Origin of the sequence: Actinomadura sp. NPDC000600 (assembly GCF_040492135.1) — a bacterium.
Lineage (GTDB): Bacteria > Actinomycetota > Actinomycetes > Streptosporangiales > Streptosporangiaceae > Spirillospora.
On sequence record NZ_JBEUPD010000005.1, the window covers coordinates 232663 to 246718 of the forward strand.

Consider the following 14056-nt stretch of genomic DNA (forward strand, 5'->3'; position numbering starts at 1 on the left):
CCCACCCCCACTGACGTCCACGGCGGCCGCGGACGCAGGAACGGCTCACGACCGGGCGAGGAGGCGCAGGTCGGCCTCCGGGTCGAGCAGCTTCCCGGCGGACACCATGGCCCGGGTCTCGATGAGCTTCCTGGCCGCGGCCAGGTCCCGCACGGTGTCCAGGCCTGCGGCGGCCACGACGGCTCCGCCGCGCCGCCACAGCGCCAGGAAGCGCCGCGGGCCGGCGCCCGGGCGCAGCAGCAGCTCGTCGCCCGTGCGGGGCCTGCCGAACACTTGCAGGGTCAGGCCGTACTGCTCGGACCAGAAGTACGGCAGCCCGTCATGGGCGCGCAGGCCGCCGGCCATGGCGGCGCCCACCACGTCGCCCTGCCGCAGGGCGTTGTCCCAGTGCTCGATGCGCCCGGCCCTCGCCAGGTGCGGGTGCGGTTGCACGGTGACGTCACCGGCCGCCCATATCCACGGGTGCGACGTCCGGCCTTGAAGGTCGACGACGATGCCGCCCTGGCAACGGACTCCGGCGCCGGTCGCGAGCGTGTCATTGGGGACGACGCCCACCCCCGTGACGACGGCGGCGGCGGGTAGCCGCGCCCCTGAGGACAGCAGCACCTCATCCACCGTCCCGGAGCCGTGGAACGCCTCCGCCGACGCGCCGGTGCGCACGTGCACCCCGTGTTCGCGGTGCAAGGCCGTGACCAGCTCGGCGAGCGGCCGCCCCAGTGCGCCCGCCAGTGGCAGCGCGGACGCCTCCACCACGGTGACGTCGCATCCGGCCGCGCGCGCGGCGGCGGCGACCTCCATGCCGATGAACCCGCCGCCGACGACGACGACCGGTCCGCCGGTGCCGATCGCCGCCGCCAGCCGCCGCGCGTCGTCGGCGTCCCGCAGGGTCATGACACCGTTCAGACCGCCGCCCGGGACGGTGAGCCGTCGCGCGGACGCGCCGGTGGCGAGCAGGACCCGGTCGGCGCGCAGCGTGCTCCCGTCGCGGAGTCGTACCGTGCGCCGCGCCGGATCGAGCCTGTCCACCCGGTTCCGCAGGCGCAGGTCGACCTCCGCCGTCCGGTAGTCCTCGGCGGGCGCGATGGGCCGGAGCGGCACGGCCCCTCCGGCGCCGAGCCCCTTGGACAGGGGAGGGCGCTCGTAGGGCGGTTCCGCGCCCGCCTCCACGACGGTCACCCGTCCGTCGAAGCCGCTTCGCCGCAGGGCGAAAGCGGCGGCGACCCCGGCCGCGCTGCCGCCCACGATGAGGTAATGCTCCCGGGCCGCCACTGGACCTCCAGAACGAGCTCGCCGCCGCGCCGGACGGATGTGCGGTGAGGCTACGGCCGACGTTCGGCGGCGGCGCCGGGACGTTCCGGACACCGGGACGCCTCGCGCGAAAGGCCGCTCCGCTGCGGAAACGGGTCGTTGCGCGGACCGGATCTCGCGGCCTACCATCTGGAATACCTGTTCTAGAGCGCTCGTTCTAGCAGCTCACCGTGGGAGGTCGACTCGTGATCGACCAGTCGTCGGCCGGGGGCGCGCCGTCCGTGCTCTGGAAGGCGTTCGCCGTCCTCGGCGCGTTCAGCCATCGGAACCGGGTACTGACCCTGGCCCAGATCGCGCGCTGCAGCGGCCTGCCGAAGTCCACCGCGCACCGGGTGCTGGCCATGCTGGTCGAGATCGGTGCCGTGGAGCAGACCGAAGGCGGGTACCGCGTCGGCCTCCGCATGTTCACGCTGGGGACGCTGCCGCCGGAGGCCGCGCTGCGCGAGGCGGCGCTCGTCCACCTGGAGGAGCTGCACCGGTACACCGGGCAGACCCTGCACCTGGCGGTCCTGCGGGGCGCCGACGTCGTCTACCTGGCGAAGCTGCTCAGCCGCAAGTCCGTCCCCACGCCGGCGGCGGTCGGCGCCCGGTTCCCGGCGCACTGCACCGCGGTCGGCAAGGCGCTGCTGGCCTTCTCCGGAGGCGGGAGCGCCGCGGTCGCCCTCACCGAGCCGCTGCGCCGCCGGACGGCCGCGTCGCTGGCGTCGGCGGAGCAGGTGCGCCGCCAGATGGACGGCATCAGGGCGGCCGGCTTCGCGGTCGACCGCGAGGAGTCCGCGGACGGGCTGGCATGCGTGGCGGTTCCGGTGCTGGTCCACGACCGCGCCGTCGCGGCCCTCTCGGTGGCCTTCCCGGCCTCCGCGGGCAGCGGCCAGGTGCTGGTCGGCCCGCTCCGCCAGGCCGCCGCGGCGATCTCCAGATCGCCGGCGATGGCGCGGCTCGCCACCCCCGGCGACGCGGCGAGGGTCGGTTAGGCTCCCGGCATGGTCCACCCGCAGGGCACCCGTGACCAGGTCATCGACGCGGCGGAGCGGCTGTTCGGGGCGCGAGGCTACGCGAGCGTGACCATCAGCCAGATCTGCGCCGCATCCGGTGCCCCCGTCGGTTCGGTCTACCACCATTTCGGCAGCAAGGCCGGAGTGCTGCGGGCGGTGCTCATCCGCGGCAACGAGGAGTTCTTCGCCGGCCTGCCGGCGGCCGACGAGCCGTCGGGCCCGCCCGGCGAGCGCCTCGCCGCCTACTACGGGACGGCCGCCGACCTCGTCGCCGAGCGCCGGGCGCTGTTCCGGCTGTTCACCTCGCTGCGCCTGCACGACGACGGCAACGACGAGGCGCAGGCGATCATGCGCGAGGTCGACCAGCGCGGCCTGTCCCTCATGGCCGAGTTCATCGAGCCGGTGGCCCGCGCTTACGGCGTCGCCGACGCGGCCGCCTGCGCCAGGGAGCTCGCGGCCCTCAACATCGTGTACACCACGGGCGTCGTGGCCACCGCCGGCCACTCCGAGGACGGCATCAGGGCCGGAATGCGGGACCTGCACCGGCTCGTGCTGGCATCGATCCGCGACCGCGCCGCCTCCGGCGGCCCGGAGTGAACGCCGGTCCCGCCGTGAGCCCGATCACCGTCCACCGCGCGCCTGCCGTGCGGCCGCCTCCCGTCCGGCGGGCCTCAGCGGGGTCCGGCCGTCCCGGACCGGAGTTCGCGCGGCAGCCTGCGGTCCAGGAGCGTGAGGACGAGGACGAGGGCGGTCACTCCGATGAGCACGTCCCCGATGCGGTGCAGGCCCGCGTCGTCCGTGCCGTCCCGGAACACCAGGCCGACCAGGCTGCCGGAGGCGATCGCGCCCACGTAGCCGGAGGTCCTCAGCAGCCCCGCGGCGATACCGGTCTCCTGGGGGCCGGCCTGGACGAAGACGGCGGCCTGGTTGCCGACCGTCGCGAGCCCGATCGCCACCCCCACCACGGTCGTGAGGGCGACGACCAGCACCAGCGGCGTGCCGCCGCCGGTGAACCTGATGGCCGCCGCGACGGCGAGGGCCAGGGCGGCGCTCGCGGTGAGCGGCCCCCTGACCAGGCCGCGCTTCGAGACGGGACGGGTGACGAGGGCGCCGGCCGCGCTCATCGGCACGATGAGCATCCCCGTCAGCGTCGCCGACAGGCCCCGGTCCTCCTGGAGCCACTGGGTGAGCCCGTACATCACGCAGTACGCGACGAGCATCGTGCCGGCGGTCCTCGCGTAGGTGAGGGTGAGGCTCGTGTTGCCGAGGAGTGACCGCACGTCGATGAAGGGGCGCCGGGCCCTCGGCTCCCACCACAGGAGCCCCGCGCCCAGCCCGGCGGAGGCGGCCGCCCATGGCCAGCGTTCCGGGTGCGGGTCGGCGAGGAACGCGACCAGGAGGCAGAGCATGCCGCCGAAGAGCACCATGCCGAGGACGTCGAGGTCCGCGACGATCCGGCGCACGCCACGGTCCGGCACGGGACCGTCCGCGGGCGACCAGCGGGCGGCCATGGCGAACACCGCCAGCGCCAGGGGAATGTTGATCCAGAAGGTGGCGCGCCAGCCGGCGAGGCTGACGAGGAGCCCGCCGAGGGGGAGCCCGAGCAGCACGGTGACCTGACTGGCGAGCACGAGCGCGCCGAGCGTGCCGCCGGCCGGGGTGCCCGCGGCGTCGGCGCGTCGGCGGATCATGAGCATCGCCGTCGGGAAGGCGGCCGAGGTGCCGACTCCGAGCAGGACGCGTGCGGCCAGGAGCGCCGCCATGTTCGGGGCGAGGGCGCCCACCGCGCCGCCGGCCGCCACGAGCAGGCCGCCCGCGAGGAACAGGCGCCGCGGTCCGAGCAGGTCCGCGAACCGTCCCATGGCGGGCTGCGCCACCGCGCTGGCCACGTACAGGACGGTCACCAGGATGGCCGCCCGGCCGACCGACGAGTCCATGGCCGTCGCGATGGGGACGAGCGCGGTGGCGACGATCGAGCTGTTCACCGGGTTGAGGGTCGCGCCCAGGATCAGCGGCGCCGAGAACCGCCAGCCGAAGGGGGCTCCGGGGTCCTCGGCCGGGGGCGGTGCCGGGCACGGGCTCATGGCATCCGAGACCCCAAATAGATAATCATCATAAGAATATTACTAGTTGGACAGGAAGCCTGAGCAGGTTTCCTGTCCGACGGAGCCTGACAGCACTTGTGACCCTCGGGCGTCCCGGCAGGTCCGCGCCTGCGGGCTCTTGTCAAGGCTCATGAACATGCTTAATATGATCAGCCTAAAGGTTCAGGACTCCTGAACATCGGCTGGTCTGATCCCGGTCGCCGGCGGCTCTCGCCGTGGTGCGGAGGCAGGCCGACGTTGTCCGCTAGTCGAGAAAGGCATCAGCATGAGGGCAGTCCCACTCCCCGGCAGCATCGGCGTCGAGCTGCAGGACGTCGACATGTCCAAGCCGTTCGGCCCTGACGAGGTCGAGGTCCTGCGCGAGGCGTTCGACACCGGCGGAGTCGTGCTCGTCCGAGGCCAGAAGCTCGCCGACGAGGACCAGGACCGGTTCGTCACCACGCTCGGCGAGCTGCACACCTTCCGGTGGGGCACGACCGTCGAGTACCTCTCCAACGTCATCGAGGACAACCCCAGCCTGGCCGGCAGCCGCCGGCTGCTCTTCCACAACGACGGCGCCTACCGGGAGGACGTCGCGGCCGGCACCTGCCTCTACGCCCAGGACGTCTCGCCCACATCCCCTCCCACCGCCTTCGCGAACAGCGTGCGCGCCTACGAGAACCTGCCGGAGGAGATCAAGGCCAGGATCGAGGGCCTGCACGCCTACAACATGTTCGACCTCGACGACGAGGACGCCGAGCAGAAGCGGATGCGGCTGTCGGACTACCCCGAGGGCGCCGACCTGTCCAGCATCCAGGCCGCCGAGCACCCGGTCGTGATCACCGTGCCGCACACCGGGCGGAAGGCGCTGTTCGTCAACGAGTTCAACACCAGCCACATCGTCGAGTACGGCCCGGACTCCGAGGAGGGGGAGGATCTCCTCCAGATGCTCTTCGCCGCCCTCTACGACGAGGACAACATCTACACCCACCACTACGTGAACGACGATCTCGTCCTGTTCAACAACCGCGCGGTCCAGCACGCCCGGACGGGCCAGGTCGACCACAATCCGCGCACCCTCCGCCGGCTCGTCCTGAAGACCCTGAACTGGTGAGCCGGCCGGCGGGGTCCGCGGCGGTGGACCGGCCGCGGACCCCGGCCGCCCCGGCCCCGACCGCGCCGGTCGCGACCGGAGGGCGGATCCCGCCCCGGGAAGCCGGAACGGCCGGCGCCGTCGTGTCCGCGGCGCCGGCGGGCGACGCGGCGCGGCTCGCCGCCGACATGCGCGCCGCCGCGGGACGGCTGATCCGGCGCGTCAGGCACGAGAGCGGGACCACGCTCACCTGGTCCCAGAGCGTCCTGCTGAGCGGGCTGGCGGAACGCGGGCACGCGACGGCCAGCGAACTCGCCGCCGAGAACGGCCTGCGGGCGCAGACCGTCTGGTCGAGCCTCGGCACCCTGGAAGGGCGCGGGCTGGTCGCGCGCCGGCGCGATCCGGCCGACCGCCGGAACGTGCACGTGTCGCTGACCCTGGACGGCCGGAGGGAGCTGGAGGCGGACCGGCGCGTCCGCGAGGACTGGATCCGAGGCGTCCTCGAACGCGAGTTCACCGCGGCGCAGCGGGAGGTCCTCGCCCGGGCGGTGCCCCTGCTCGTACGGCTCGCCGACTCCGGGGACCGGGAGACCCCGGGCGGCGATTGACCGGCGGACGGTCGCGCCCCCTAAAATATGCACATGGTATCTAGATTTAACGGATGCCTGTCGTGCCCCGAACCCGTGGAGTCAGCATGCTTCTATCGCGTCTCGGCTACATCACCCTCGCCGTCGCCGACCTGGGCCCGGCCGTCGACCTGTTCGAGAACTGCGCGCAGCTCCAGCTCAACGGCAGGACGGACGACCGCGCCTTCCTCGGCGGCGCCGGGGAGCACCACTGGATCGAACTGCGGGAGGACCCGTCCCGCCCCCCGGGCCTGGTGAGGATGGCCTTCGAGCTCGACTCCGGAGCCGCGTTCGAGGACCTCGAGAAGGCCCTCGCGGGCGCGGGAGTCGACTTCGAGCGCTCCCGCGACTTCCGGGCGGACTTCGTCCAGGAGGCCGTTCGGTTCACCGACCCGGACGGCACCGAGGTCGAGGTGTTCAGGGGGATGGCCGGCATCGCGGGCGGCGCGCAGCCGAAGTGGGCGCGGCTCGAACGCCTCGTGCACGTCGCGGTGTCCGCCTCCGACTTCGACGCCGCGCTCGCCTTCTACACGGGCGTGCTCGGGCTGGGCGTCTCCGACTTCATCGAGGACACCACCGCCTTCCTGCACGCGTCCGACGGCGCCCACCACTCGCTGGTGCTCCAGCGCCGTCCCGGGGCGCCCCGTTCCGTCGACCACGTCTGCTTCCAGACCGAGAGCTTCGACGACGTCATGCGCGCCAGGGCGGTGGTCCGCCGCGCGGGCCTCGAACTGCGCGACGACCTCATCCGCCACGAGACCTCCGGGTCGATCGGCTTCTACTTCGAGGGCCTTCCGGAAGGGCTGGGCATCGAGTTCTGCTTCGAGCACGGGACCGTCGCCCCGGGCACCCACCGGCCGAGGACGTTCGTCCGGAGCCTGCAGGCCAAGGACGTCTACGAGCCGCCGGCGGGGTTCTGAGTGGACGGCCGCGAACGCGGGACCGCACCCGCCGATGAGGCCGGCCGGAGCGCGCGCGGGCCGCTGCACGGCGTCCGCGTCCTGGACCTGACCGGCACCATGTCCGGGCCCTTCTGCACGCTGCTGCTCGCCCAGCTCGGCGCCCGGATCGACAAGATCGAGCCCCCGGCCGGGGACGTGGTGCGGCACCTCACCCCGGGGCGGACCCCGGCCATGTCCCCGATCTTCCTCGCGCTCAACGCGGGGAAGCGGTCCGTCGTCCTCGACCTCTCCAGGGCCGCCGACCGCGAGCTGCTCGCGCGCTCGCTGCCCGAGTACGACGTGGTCGTCCACAACATGCGCCCGCGTGCGGCGGCGCGGCTCGGGCTCACGCCGGAGCGGCTCACCGCGGCCGGGACCGTGCTTTGCGAGCTGGTGGGGTTCGGGCCGGGGCCCTACGAGGACCGGCCCGCCTACGACGACACGATCCAGGCGGAGTCCGGCATGGCCTGGGTGCAGGGGAACGGCGGGGAGCCCGCCTACGTGCGCACGGCGGTGGCCGACAAGACCGCGGGCATGTACGCGGCGCTCGCGATCTGCGCGGAGCTGGCGTCGCGGGCGGCCGGCGGTCCGCCGCGGTCGGTCAAGATCCCCATGTTCGAGGCGATGGTGGCCTTCACGACCGTCGAGCAGATGGGCGGTCTCACCTACGAACCCGTCGCCGGCCCCGCCCTCTATCCGCGGACCGCGTCGCCGCACCGCAGGCCCTTCCCCACGCGGGACGGCCACATCAGCCTGATGCTCTACACCGACCGGCACTGGACGGCCTTCCTGAGCCGGATCGGCCGGCACGAACTCGTGGACGATCCCAGGTTCGCCACGCTCGCCGGACGGACGGCCAACATCGACGAGGTCTACGCCCTCGTGGCCGCCGAGCTGCTCCGGCGGACCACGGGGGAGTGGCTCGACGTCCTGGCGGAGATAGACGTCCCGCACGCGCGCGTCCGGTCGCTGCCCGACCTGCTCACCGACGGCCACCTGGCCGCCGCCGCGCTGTTCCAGGAGGTGGAGCACCCGACCGAGGGGACGGTCCGGTCCGTGCGGGCCCCCTTCCTGTTCGACGGCCGGCGGCCCGCGGACCTGCCCCCGGCGCGGTCGCTCGGCCAGGACACCGCCGCCTTCAGACGGGCCGTCCGGGAACGGGCCGCCACGCGTGGGGCGGCGTCGGCTGCCGACGCGAACGTTCCCGCCGCCATTCCGCGCGGTGACGCGTGACAGGGGCGCTCCGTCCCGGTCCGTCCGGTGGCGCCGAGCGGGCGGCGGACCTCCGTATCCGTTGTCTCAAGGCCTGGTTCGCACTCCGGACGATGGGCGCGAAACCTGGACTGGATGTATTGCTCGTCACATCCGCGGGTTGTATGGTCGGTCACGTGAACAGTCATAACATAGGCATGTTTACCCCCTTTAGGGGATGCCTCGGCGAAAGGGCAGCGCGATGACGTCGGTCCGACCCCACGACGCTTCGGAAGAGGGCCCGCGGAGCCGCGCCGGCCGCCTCCGCCTGGACGGCCGGATCGCGATCGTCTCCGGCGGCGCGGGCGGGATCGGCCAGGGGGTGGCCGAGCTCTTCGTGGCCGAAGGCGCCTCCGTCATGGTGTGCGACCTGCCGGAGTCCGAGGGCAAGGCGGTCGCGCAGAACCTCGGGCCCACGGCCGGGTACACGGCGCTCGACGTGCGCGATCCCGGGCAGTGGCGGAACGCGGTCGAGGCGTGCGCCGCGGCCTTCGGCGCCGAGCCCGACATCCTCGTCCAGACGGCGGGGATCATGGTCCCCGGCCCGGTCGACACCGTCGACCCCGAGCAGTTCCGGACCGCCTTCGAGGTCAACGTCATGGGCACCCTGCACGGCATCCAGGCGGTCGCGCCCGGCATGCGGCGGGGCGGCCGCGGCGCCATCGTCGTGGTCACGTCCATGGCGGGCGTGACCTTCGCCTGCAAGTCCCTCGGCCCCTACGCCGCCAGCAAGGCCGCGGCGTCCTCGCTGGTGCGGACGGCCGCCCTCGACTTCGGCGGCACCGGCATCCGGGTGAACTCGATCGTGCCGGGCCAGATCGACACGCCCATGTCGCGCGCGGCAGGCGTGCCGGCCGAGTTCTTCGACCAGATGCCCATCCCCCGCAGCGGGCAGCCGAGCGACATCGCGAACGCCGCCCTCTATCTCGCCTCGGACGAGAGCTCCTGGGTGACCGGCACGGACCTGCTCGTCGACGGCGGCATGGAGGCCGGACCCGTCCTCGGCTGAACGCTCCCCGGTGGAGCGCTCCGTCCTCGGCCGGGCGCCGCGACCGCGCGGCCGCGGCGCCCGGCCGCCGCAGACCCCGCCCCCCGTCCCGACAGATGAGGAAGCACATATGAGTGACCAGGCCCTGCTCGTCATGGACTTTCAACCCGTCGTCCTCCAGGCCGTCGGAGGCGATGAGAGCCCTGCCCTGGCAGCGGCGGTGGCGGCCGTCGATGCCGCCCGGGCGTCGAACGTCCCGGTCGTCCTCGTCCGGGTCGCCTTCCGGCCCGGCTACCCGGAGGTGAACCCCTCGAACAAGGGCATGGCCCCGCTCGCCGGGTACGGCGACGCCTTCCTGGAGACCGAGCCGGCCACCGCGGTCCACTCCGCCCTGGGCGGCGGCGCGGAGGACTTCGTCGTGACCAAGCGCCGCGTCAGCGCGTTCGCCGGCACCGACCTCGGCTCGCTCCTCCGCGGGCTCGGCGTCTCCCGCCTCGTGCTCGCCGGCGTCGTCACCAGCGGTGTCGTCCTGTCGACCGTCCGGCACGCCGCCGACGCCGACTTCGGAATCACCGTCCTGTCGGACGCGTGCGCCGACACCGACGAGGAGGTCCACAGGGTCCTCATGGAGAAGGTCTTCCCCGGCCAGGCCGACGTCGTGTCGGCCAAGGAGTGGATCGCCTCGCTCTGACCGCGACCACGCGGCAGGCGGCAGAAGGGCCCGGTCTCTCCGACCGGGCCCTTCCGCATGGCGCGCCCTTGCGAACCGCCGCGTGTACCTCAGACGCGGAACGCGAGGAGTTTCGAGGCGGGCACCGAGACGTGGGCGCTGCTGCCCGCAGCGGGCAGGTCGCGGCCCACGCTCCACACGCGCTGCCTCAGCGGCCCCACGGACAGGTCGGCCTCGGTGTGGGTGCCGACGAACACCGAGGCGGCAACCGAGGCGGGCCAGGTGTTGGGACCCGCGGGCGCCTCATCCGCCACCACCGCGCTCTCCGGGCGCCAGATCAGCACCACGTCGTCCCCGGCCTCCAGGCTGCGGTCCCGGTCGGTCGCCCACACCTTCCCCAGCTGCGTGTCCGCGACCATCTGCCCGTCGCCGTCCACCGCCAGCACGGTGCCGGGGATCCGGTTCGCGGTTCCGATGAACGTCGCGACCTCGAGGGAGGCCGGCCGCGTGTACACGTCCCGGGGCGAGCCGAGCTGCCGGATCCGGCCGCCGCCGAGGACCGCGATCCGGTCGGCCATCGCCATGGCCTCGCCCTGGTCGTGCGTCACGTACACGGCCGCGAACCCGATCTCCCGCTGCATCTCCAGCAGCTCGAAGCGCAGCTCGTCCCGGACCCTCGCGTCGACGTTCGACAGCGGCTCGTCGAAGAGGACCAGCTCGTCGTTGGTGACCAGGGCTCTGGCCAGGGCGACACGCTGCTGCTGACCCCCGCTTATCTGGGACGGGTAGGAGTTCCGGAGGTCCCCGATGCCGATCCGCTCCAGGGTGCGCGCCACCCGCCGGGGTATGTCGTGCTTGGGGACCTTGCGGTGCCGCAGCGGGAACGCGACGTTGTCGTAGACGGTCATGTGCGGCCACAGCGCGTACGACTGGAAGACCATGCTGAGGTTCCGCCGCTCCGGCGGGAGGAAGACCCGCGACCGGCCGGAGTAGTGGGTCCTGCCGCGCATGCGGATCTCTCCGTCGTCGGGCTCTTCGAGCCCCGCCAGGCAGCGCAGCAGCGTCGTCTTGCCGCAGCCGCTGGGCCCGAGCAGGACGACGAACTCCCCGAGGGCGATCTCCAGGGACACCCCGTCTATCGCGGGCACGGTCTGGCCGTCCCGCCGCGTGAACGACTTGCGCAGGTCCTCGACCTCCACCAGGGGACTGGTGATGGGCCGCGCGGACGTCACCTTGCTCACGTGTTCCTCGCTGTCCTGACTCGGCGTTCGGATCGGCCGGAGAGCCGCCGGCCCAGACCGGTTCCGACCAGGACGCACAGCGTCGTGAGCAGAACGAGCATCAGGGCCATGGCGGCGAGATCGGCGAACTCTCCCTTGTTGTAGGTGTCGAGGAGCTGGAACCCCACGACGGGCTGCCGGCTGGAGCCGAGCATCGAGGCGACCTCCATGTCGCCGGTGATGTTGACGAAGACGAGCGTCCAGCCGGCGACGAGCCCGGGGGCCATGAGCGGGAGCTGGACGCGGCCGAAGGTCCGGCCCTCCCCGGCCCCCGACACCGCCGCCGCCTCCGCCATGTCGTCGCCCACCTGGGCGGCCGCGGCGTCGGAGACGATGGACGCCTGGGGGATGGACGTGGCCATGTACGCGATGACGAACAGCGCGAACGTGCCCTGGAGCGCGAAGGGCGGCCCCGAGTACGCCAGGATCATCCCGACGACCACGATGAAGCCCGAGACCACGATCGGCAGCCGGATGGCCGCCTCCAGCAGGCGCGTCACCACGCCCCCGGAGCGCCGGACGTGCACCGCCATCAGCGCGGCGAACAGGATGATGCCCGTACCGGCCACGGCGCCCAGCAGCAGGCTGTTGCCGAAGGCCGCGACCGTCGGCCCGTCCTCCCAGACGCGCCGGAAGGACGCGAACCCGAGGCCGCTCCAGTTGATGTCAGGGGTCCAGAAGCCGTTGAGCGCGGTGATGAGCAGGCCCAGCACCGGCAGGACGCCGGAGACGACGAGGAAGCCGGCGACGAGGACGCGGGCGGGCCACCGCAGCCGCCCGAGGCGCAGCGTGCTCGCATGGCCGCCGCGACCGCCGACCTGGGCGAACATCCCGCTCTTCATGATGCGCACCTGGAGGGCCCAGGCGCCTCCGACGATCACCAGGATGAACAGGCTCAGCGAGACCGCCAGGTCGGTCCGCGGCGGATAGGTGAAGTTGATGAGGCGCACGATCCGGACCGTCAGGACGTCGATCTGCGCCGGCGTGCCGATGATGAGCGGGATGGAGAACATCGCGAACCCGAACCAGACGACGATGACCGAGGCCGCGGCGATGCTCGGCTTGAGGCCGGGCAGCGTGACCCGCCGGAAGGCGCGGGCGGTGCCCGCGCCGGCGACGCGGGCCTGCTCTTCGAGGTCCCCGGGCATGCTGCGCAGCCCGGCGGAGACGAACAGGAAGACGTACGGCACCAGCACGACGAAGTAGCAGAAGATCATGCCGGGCATCGAGAAGATGTTCAGGGGCCCGTTCTCGATCTCGACGCCGACCAGGCCCAGCAGGTTCCGGAGCAGCACGTTCAGCAGCCCCGCGCCCGGGGAGAGCAGCAGCGTCCAGCCGATCGCCATGGCGATCGAGGGAAGCAGGAACGGCATCAGCGGGACGATGTCGGTGACGCCCGGGATCCGGGCGTCCGTCCGCTCGTTGAGCCAGGCCAGCAGCGAGCCGGCGAGGACCGCGCACGCGCCCGCGGTGACGACCACGAGCGTGGAGTCGCGGACCAGCTCGCCGACGCCCGGCGCGGTGAAGGCGCGCACGACCGGATCGGCGCTCGGCGCGCCGTCCACCCAGAACAGGCGCCACACGACCCGCGCGAACGGGTAGGCGATCAGCGCCGCGACCACGGCGATGACGGCCAGCGAGACGAGCCTGAACGGGGTGGGCCGACGCGTCGAGCGCGATCGCGACATGAGTGGGGTGACGGCGTCCATGGTGCGGGTCAGCCGTCGCCGAGCGCAGCGCCGACCTTGGCGGACATCTCCTCGGTCACGGTCGCCGGCTGCTTGTACTTGTCGCCGAGCACGACGCCCTGGCCGAACGGCCCCGCGGTGTAGAGGTCGGCCACTCCGTTGACCGCTTCGCTGCCGGACTTCGACAGCAGGTAGCTCAGGAAGAGGCGGGCGCCGCTGGGGTTCGGGGCCTGCGCGCTCAGGCCGACGCACAGCGGTGCGCCGGTGGTGTCCTCGGGAAGGGTGAAGGCGAGTGGCGCCCCCTTCTTCGCGCCGGCCCCGGTCACCTGGCCGGCGGTCGGGATGAGGATGTCGCCCTCACCCGCGGCGAGGGCCGCCACGGCCTGGCCGGTGTCGGGGTAGAAGCGCGCCGCCTGCTTGCCGAGGTCGCGGAGGAACCGCTCGCCGCGGCTCTCCATGAGGAAGTCGTACACCTGGGTGCGCGTGACCGACCCCTTCGGAGTGGTCATGAGGATCTTGCCCTTCCACCGGGGGGCCAGCAGGGCGTCCCAGGTGGTCGGCACGTCCGACTTGTCGACCTTCTTCGTGTTGTAGCCGATCCCGTAGGGCGCCGTCTGGATCGACGGGACCGCTCCGCCGTCGAACGTGAAGTCCTGCGGGAAGGCGTCGTAGCCGGGGACGCCCGCCTTGTTCATGGCGGTGACGGTGCCCTTGCCGACCTGTGCCCTGACGAAGGAGCAGTCCGCGCTGATCAGGATGTCGGCGCGCACGGCGCGGGCCTCGGCCTCCGAGGCGAACCGCGTGTTGATGGACGAGCTGGCGATCTTCTCGATGGTCGCGGGCAGGCCGACGGCCTTGGCGTAGCCGTCGCCGAGACGTCCGTTGAGGACCTCTTCGAGGTTCGAGTAGACGTGGACGCCCTTCTCGTCGGCGGCCTTGTCGAACAGGGCCGCCTGTGCGGGGTCCTGGGGGCGCTTGGCGTCTTCGGCCGCGCCGCTGCCGCAGCCGGCGAGCAGCGCTCCGCCGGTGGTCAGGGCGAGCGCCGTCGCGGCGGTACGGCGGATCAGTGAGGTCATGGGGGCTCCTGCGGGTGAGACGGAGGTCACCGATGCCTCATCATGCTTACTGTGAT

13 protein-coding genes are annotated in these 14056 nt (G+C 72.8%); 8 read left to right on the plus strand and 5 right to left on the minus strand.

What is annotated here, in order from left to right; all coding sequences use genetic code 11:
- Nucleotides 1-45 precede the first annotated feature (45 nt).
- The gene (locus ABWI07_RS10080) at nucleotides 46-1269 is read right to left on the minus strand and encodes an NAD(P)/FAD-dependent oxidoreductase (RefSeq protein ID WP_353818325.1); all 1224 of its coding nucleotides are present in this window, start codon (nucleotides 1267-1269) and stop codon (nucleotides 46-48) included.
- A gap of 209 nt (nucleotides 1270-1478) precedes the next feature.
- Between ABWI07_RS10080 and ABWI07_RS10085 the strand changes: the two genes are divergently transcribed.
- Both ABWI07_RS10085 and ABWI07_RS10090 read left to right on the plus strand, forming a co-directional pair.
- Nucleotides 1479-2282: an IclR family transcriptional regulator gene (locus ABWI07_RS10085; protein ID WP_353818326.1), complete on the plus strand. Its 804-nt coding sequence runs from the start codon at nucleotides 1479-1481 to the stop codon at nucleotides 2280-2282.
- Nucleotides 2283-2291: 9 nt separating this feature from the next.
- A complete protein-coding gene (locus ABWI07_RS10090; RefSeq protein WP_353818327.1) occupies nucleotides 2292-2900 on the plus strand; it encodes a TetR/AcrR family transcriptional regulator in 609 nt (202 codons plus the stop codon).
- A 74-nt stretch (nucleotides 2901-2974) separates the two neighbouring features.
- Here the strand turns inward: ABWI07_RS10090 and ABWI07_RS10095 are convergent, their stop codons facing one another.
- A complete protein-coding gene (locus ABWI07_RS10095) occupies nucleotides 2975-4387 on the minus strand; it encodes an MFS transporter (protein WP_353818328.1) in 1413 nt (470 codons plus the stop codon).
- Between the two features lie 286 nt (nucleotides 4388-4673).
- Here ABWI07_RS10095 and ABWI07_RS10100 point away from each other — a divergent pair, with 286 nt between their 5' ends.
- The 6 genes from ABWI07_RS10100 (at nucleotide 4674) to ABWI07_RS10125 (ending at nucleotide 9977) form a co-directional block, all read left to right on the plus strand.
- Nucleotides 4674-5501: a TauD/TfdA dioxygenase family protein gene (locus tag ABWI07_RS10100; RefSeq protein ID WP_353818329.1), complete on the plus strand. Its 828-nt coding sequence runs from the start codon at nucleotides 4674-4676 to the stop codon at nucleotides 5499-5501.
- Complete coding sequence (locus tag ABWI07_RS10105) at nucleotides 5498-6088, plus strand: MarR family winged helix-turn-helix transcriptional regulator (RefSeq protein ID WP_353818330.1); 591 nt, start codon at nucleotides 5498-5500, stop codon at nucleotides 6086-6088. Before ABWI07_RS10100 ends, ABWI07_RS10105 begins: the two co-directional genes overlap by 4 nt.
- Before the next feature lie 86 nt (nucleotides 6089-6174).
- Entirely contained in the window at nucleotides 6175-7026 is an 852-nt protein-coding gene (locus ABWI07_RS10110) for a VOC family protein (RefSeq protein ID WP_353818331.1), read from the plus strand.
- Nucleotides 7027-8280, plus strand: coding sequence for a CaiB/BaiF CoA transferase family protein (locus ABWI07_RS10115; protein ID WP_353818332.1), 1254 nt, complete (start codon nucleotides 7027-7029; stop codon nucleotides 8278-8280).
- A gap of 220 nt (nucleotides 8281-8500) precedes the next feature.
- A complete protein-coding gene (locus tag ABWI07_RS10120; protein ID WP_353818333.1) occupies nucleotides 8501-9307 on the plus strand; it encodes an SDR family NAD(P)-dependent oxidoreductase in 807 nt (268 codons plus the stop codon).
- A gap of 109 nt (nucleotides 9308-9416) precedes the next feature.
- The gene (locus tag ABWI07_RS10125) at nucleotides 9417-9977 is read left to right on the plus strand and encodes a cysteine hydrolase family protein (RefSeq protein ID WP_353818334.1); all 561 of its coding nucleotides are present in this window, start codon (nucleotides 9417-9419) and stop codon (nucleotides 9975-9977) included.
- A gap of 89 nt (nucleotides 9978-10066) precedes the next feature.
- On the opposite strand, the gene ABWI07_RS10130 is transcribed toward ABWI07_RS10125, so the two are convergent.
- Genes ABWI07_RS10130 through ABWI07_RS10140 form a run of 3 tightly spaced genes read right to left on the minus strand, consistent with a single transcriptional unit; the run spans nucleotide 10067 to nucleotide 14000 of the window.
- The gene (locus tag ABWI07_RS10130) at nucleotides 10067-11197 is read right to left on the minus strand and encodes an ABC transporter ATP-binding protein (protein WP_353818335.1); all 1131 of its coding nucleotides are present in this window, start codon (nucleotides 11195-11197) and stop codon (nucleotides 10067-10069) included.
- Nucleotides 11194-12924 (minus strand): ABC transporter permease, encoded by a 1731-nt coding sequence (locus ABWI07_RS10135; RefSeq protein WP_353818336.1) that lies wholly within the window; start codon nucleotides 12922-12924, stop codon nucleotides 11194-11196. The genes ABWI07_RS10130 and ABWI07_RS10135 overlap by 4 nt, the downstream gene beginning before the upstream one ends.
- Before the next feature lie 29 nt (nucleotides 12925-12953).
- Nucleotides 12954-14000, minus strand: coding sequence for an ABC transporter substrate-binding protein (locus tag ABWI07_RS10140; RefSeq protein ID WP_353818337.1), 1047 nt, complete (start codon nucleotides 13998-14000; stop codon nucleotides 12954-12956).
- Nucleotides 14001-14056 lie beyond the last annotated feature (56 nt).

Excerpts from the sequence above, each read along its gene's own strand:
- ABWI07_RS10110 (WP_353818331.1), top strand. The coding sequence starts at position 6,175 with ATGCTTCTATCGCGTCTCGGCTACATCACCCTCGCCGTCGCCGACCTG.
- ABWI07_RS10120 (WP_353818333.1), top strand. The coding sequence starts at position 8,501 with ATGACGTCGGTCCGACCCCACGACGCTTCGGAAGAGGGCCCGCGGAGC.
- ABWI07_RS10125 (WP_353818334.1), top strand. The coding sequence starts at position 9,417 with ATGAGTGACCAGGCCCTGCTCGTCATGGACTTTCAACCCGTCGTCCTC.
- ABWI07_RS10140 (WP_353818337.1), bottom strand. The coding sequence starts at position 14,000 with ATGACCTCACTGATCCGCCGTACCGCCGCGACGGCGCTCGCCCTGACC.
- ABWI07_RS10135 (WP_353818336.1), bottom strand. The coding sequence starts at position 12,924 with ATGTCGCGATCGCGCTCGACGCGTCGGCCCACCCCGTTCAGGCTCGTC.
- ABWI07_RS10100 (WP_353818329.1), top strand. The coding sequence starts at position 4,674 with ATGAGGGCAGTCCCACTCCCCGGCAGCATCGGCGTCGAGCTGCAGGAC.
- ABWI07_RS10095 (WP_353818328.1), bottom strand. The coding sequence starts at position 4,387 with ATGAGCCCGTGCCCGGCACCGCCCCCGGCCGAGGACCCCGGAGCCCCC.
- ABWI07_RS10090 (WP_353818327.1), top strand. The coding sequence starts at position 2,292 with ATGGTCCACCCGCAGGGCACCCGTGACCAGGTCATCGACGCGGCGGAG.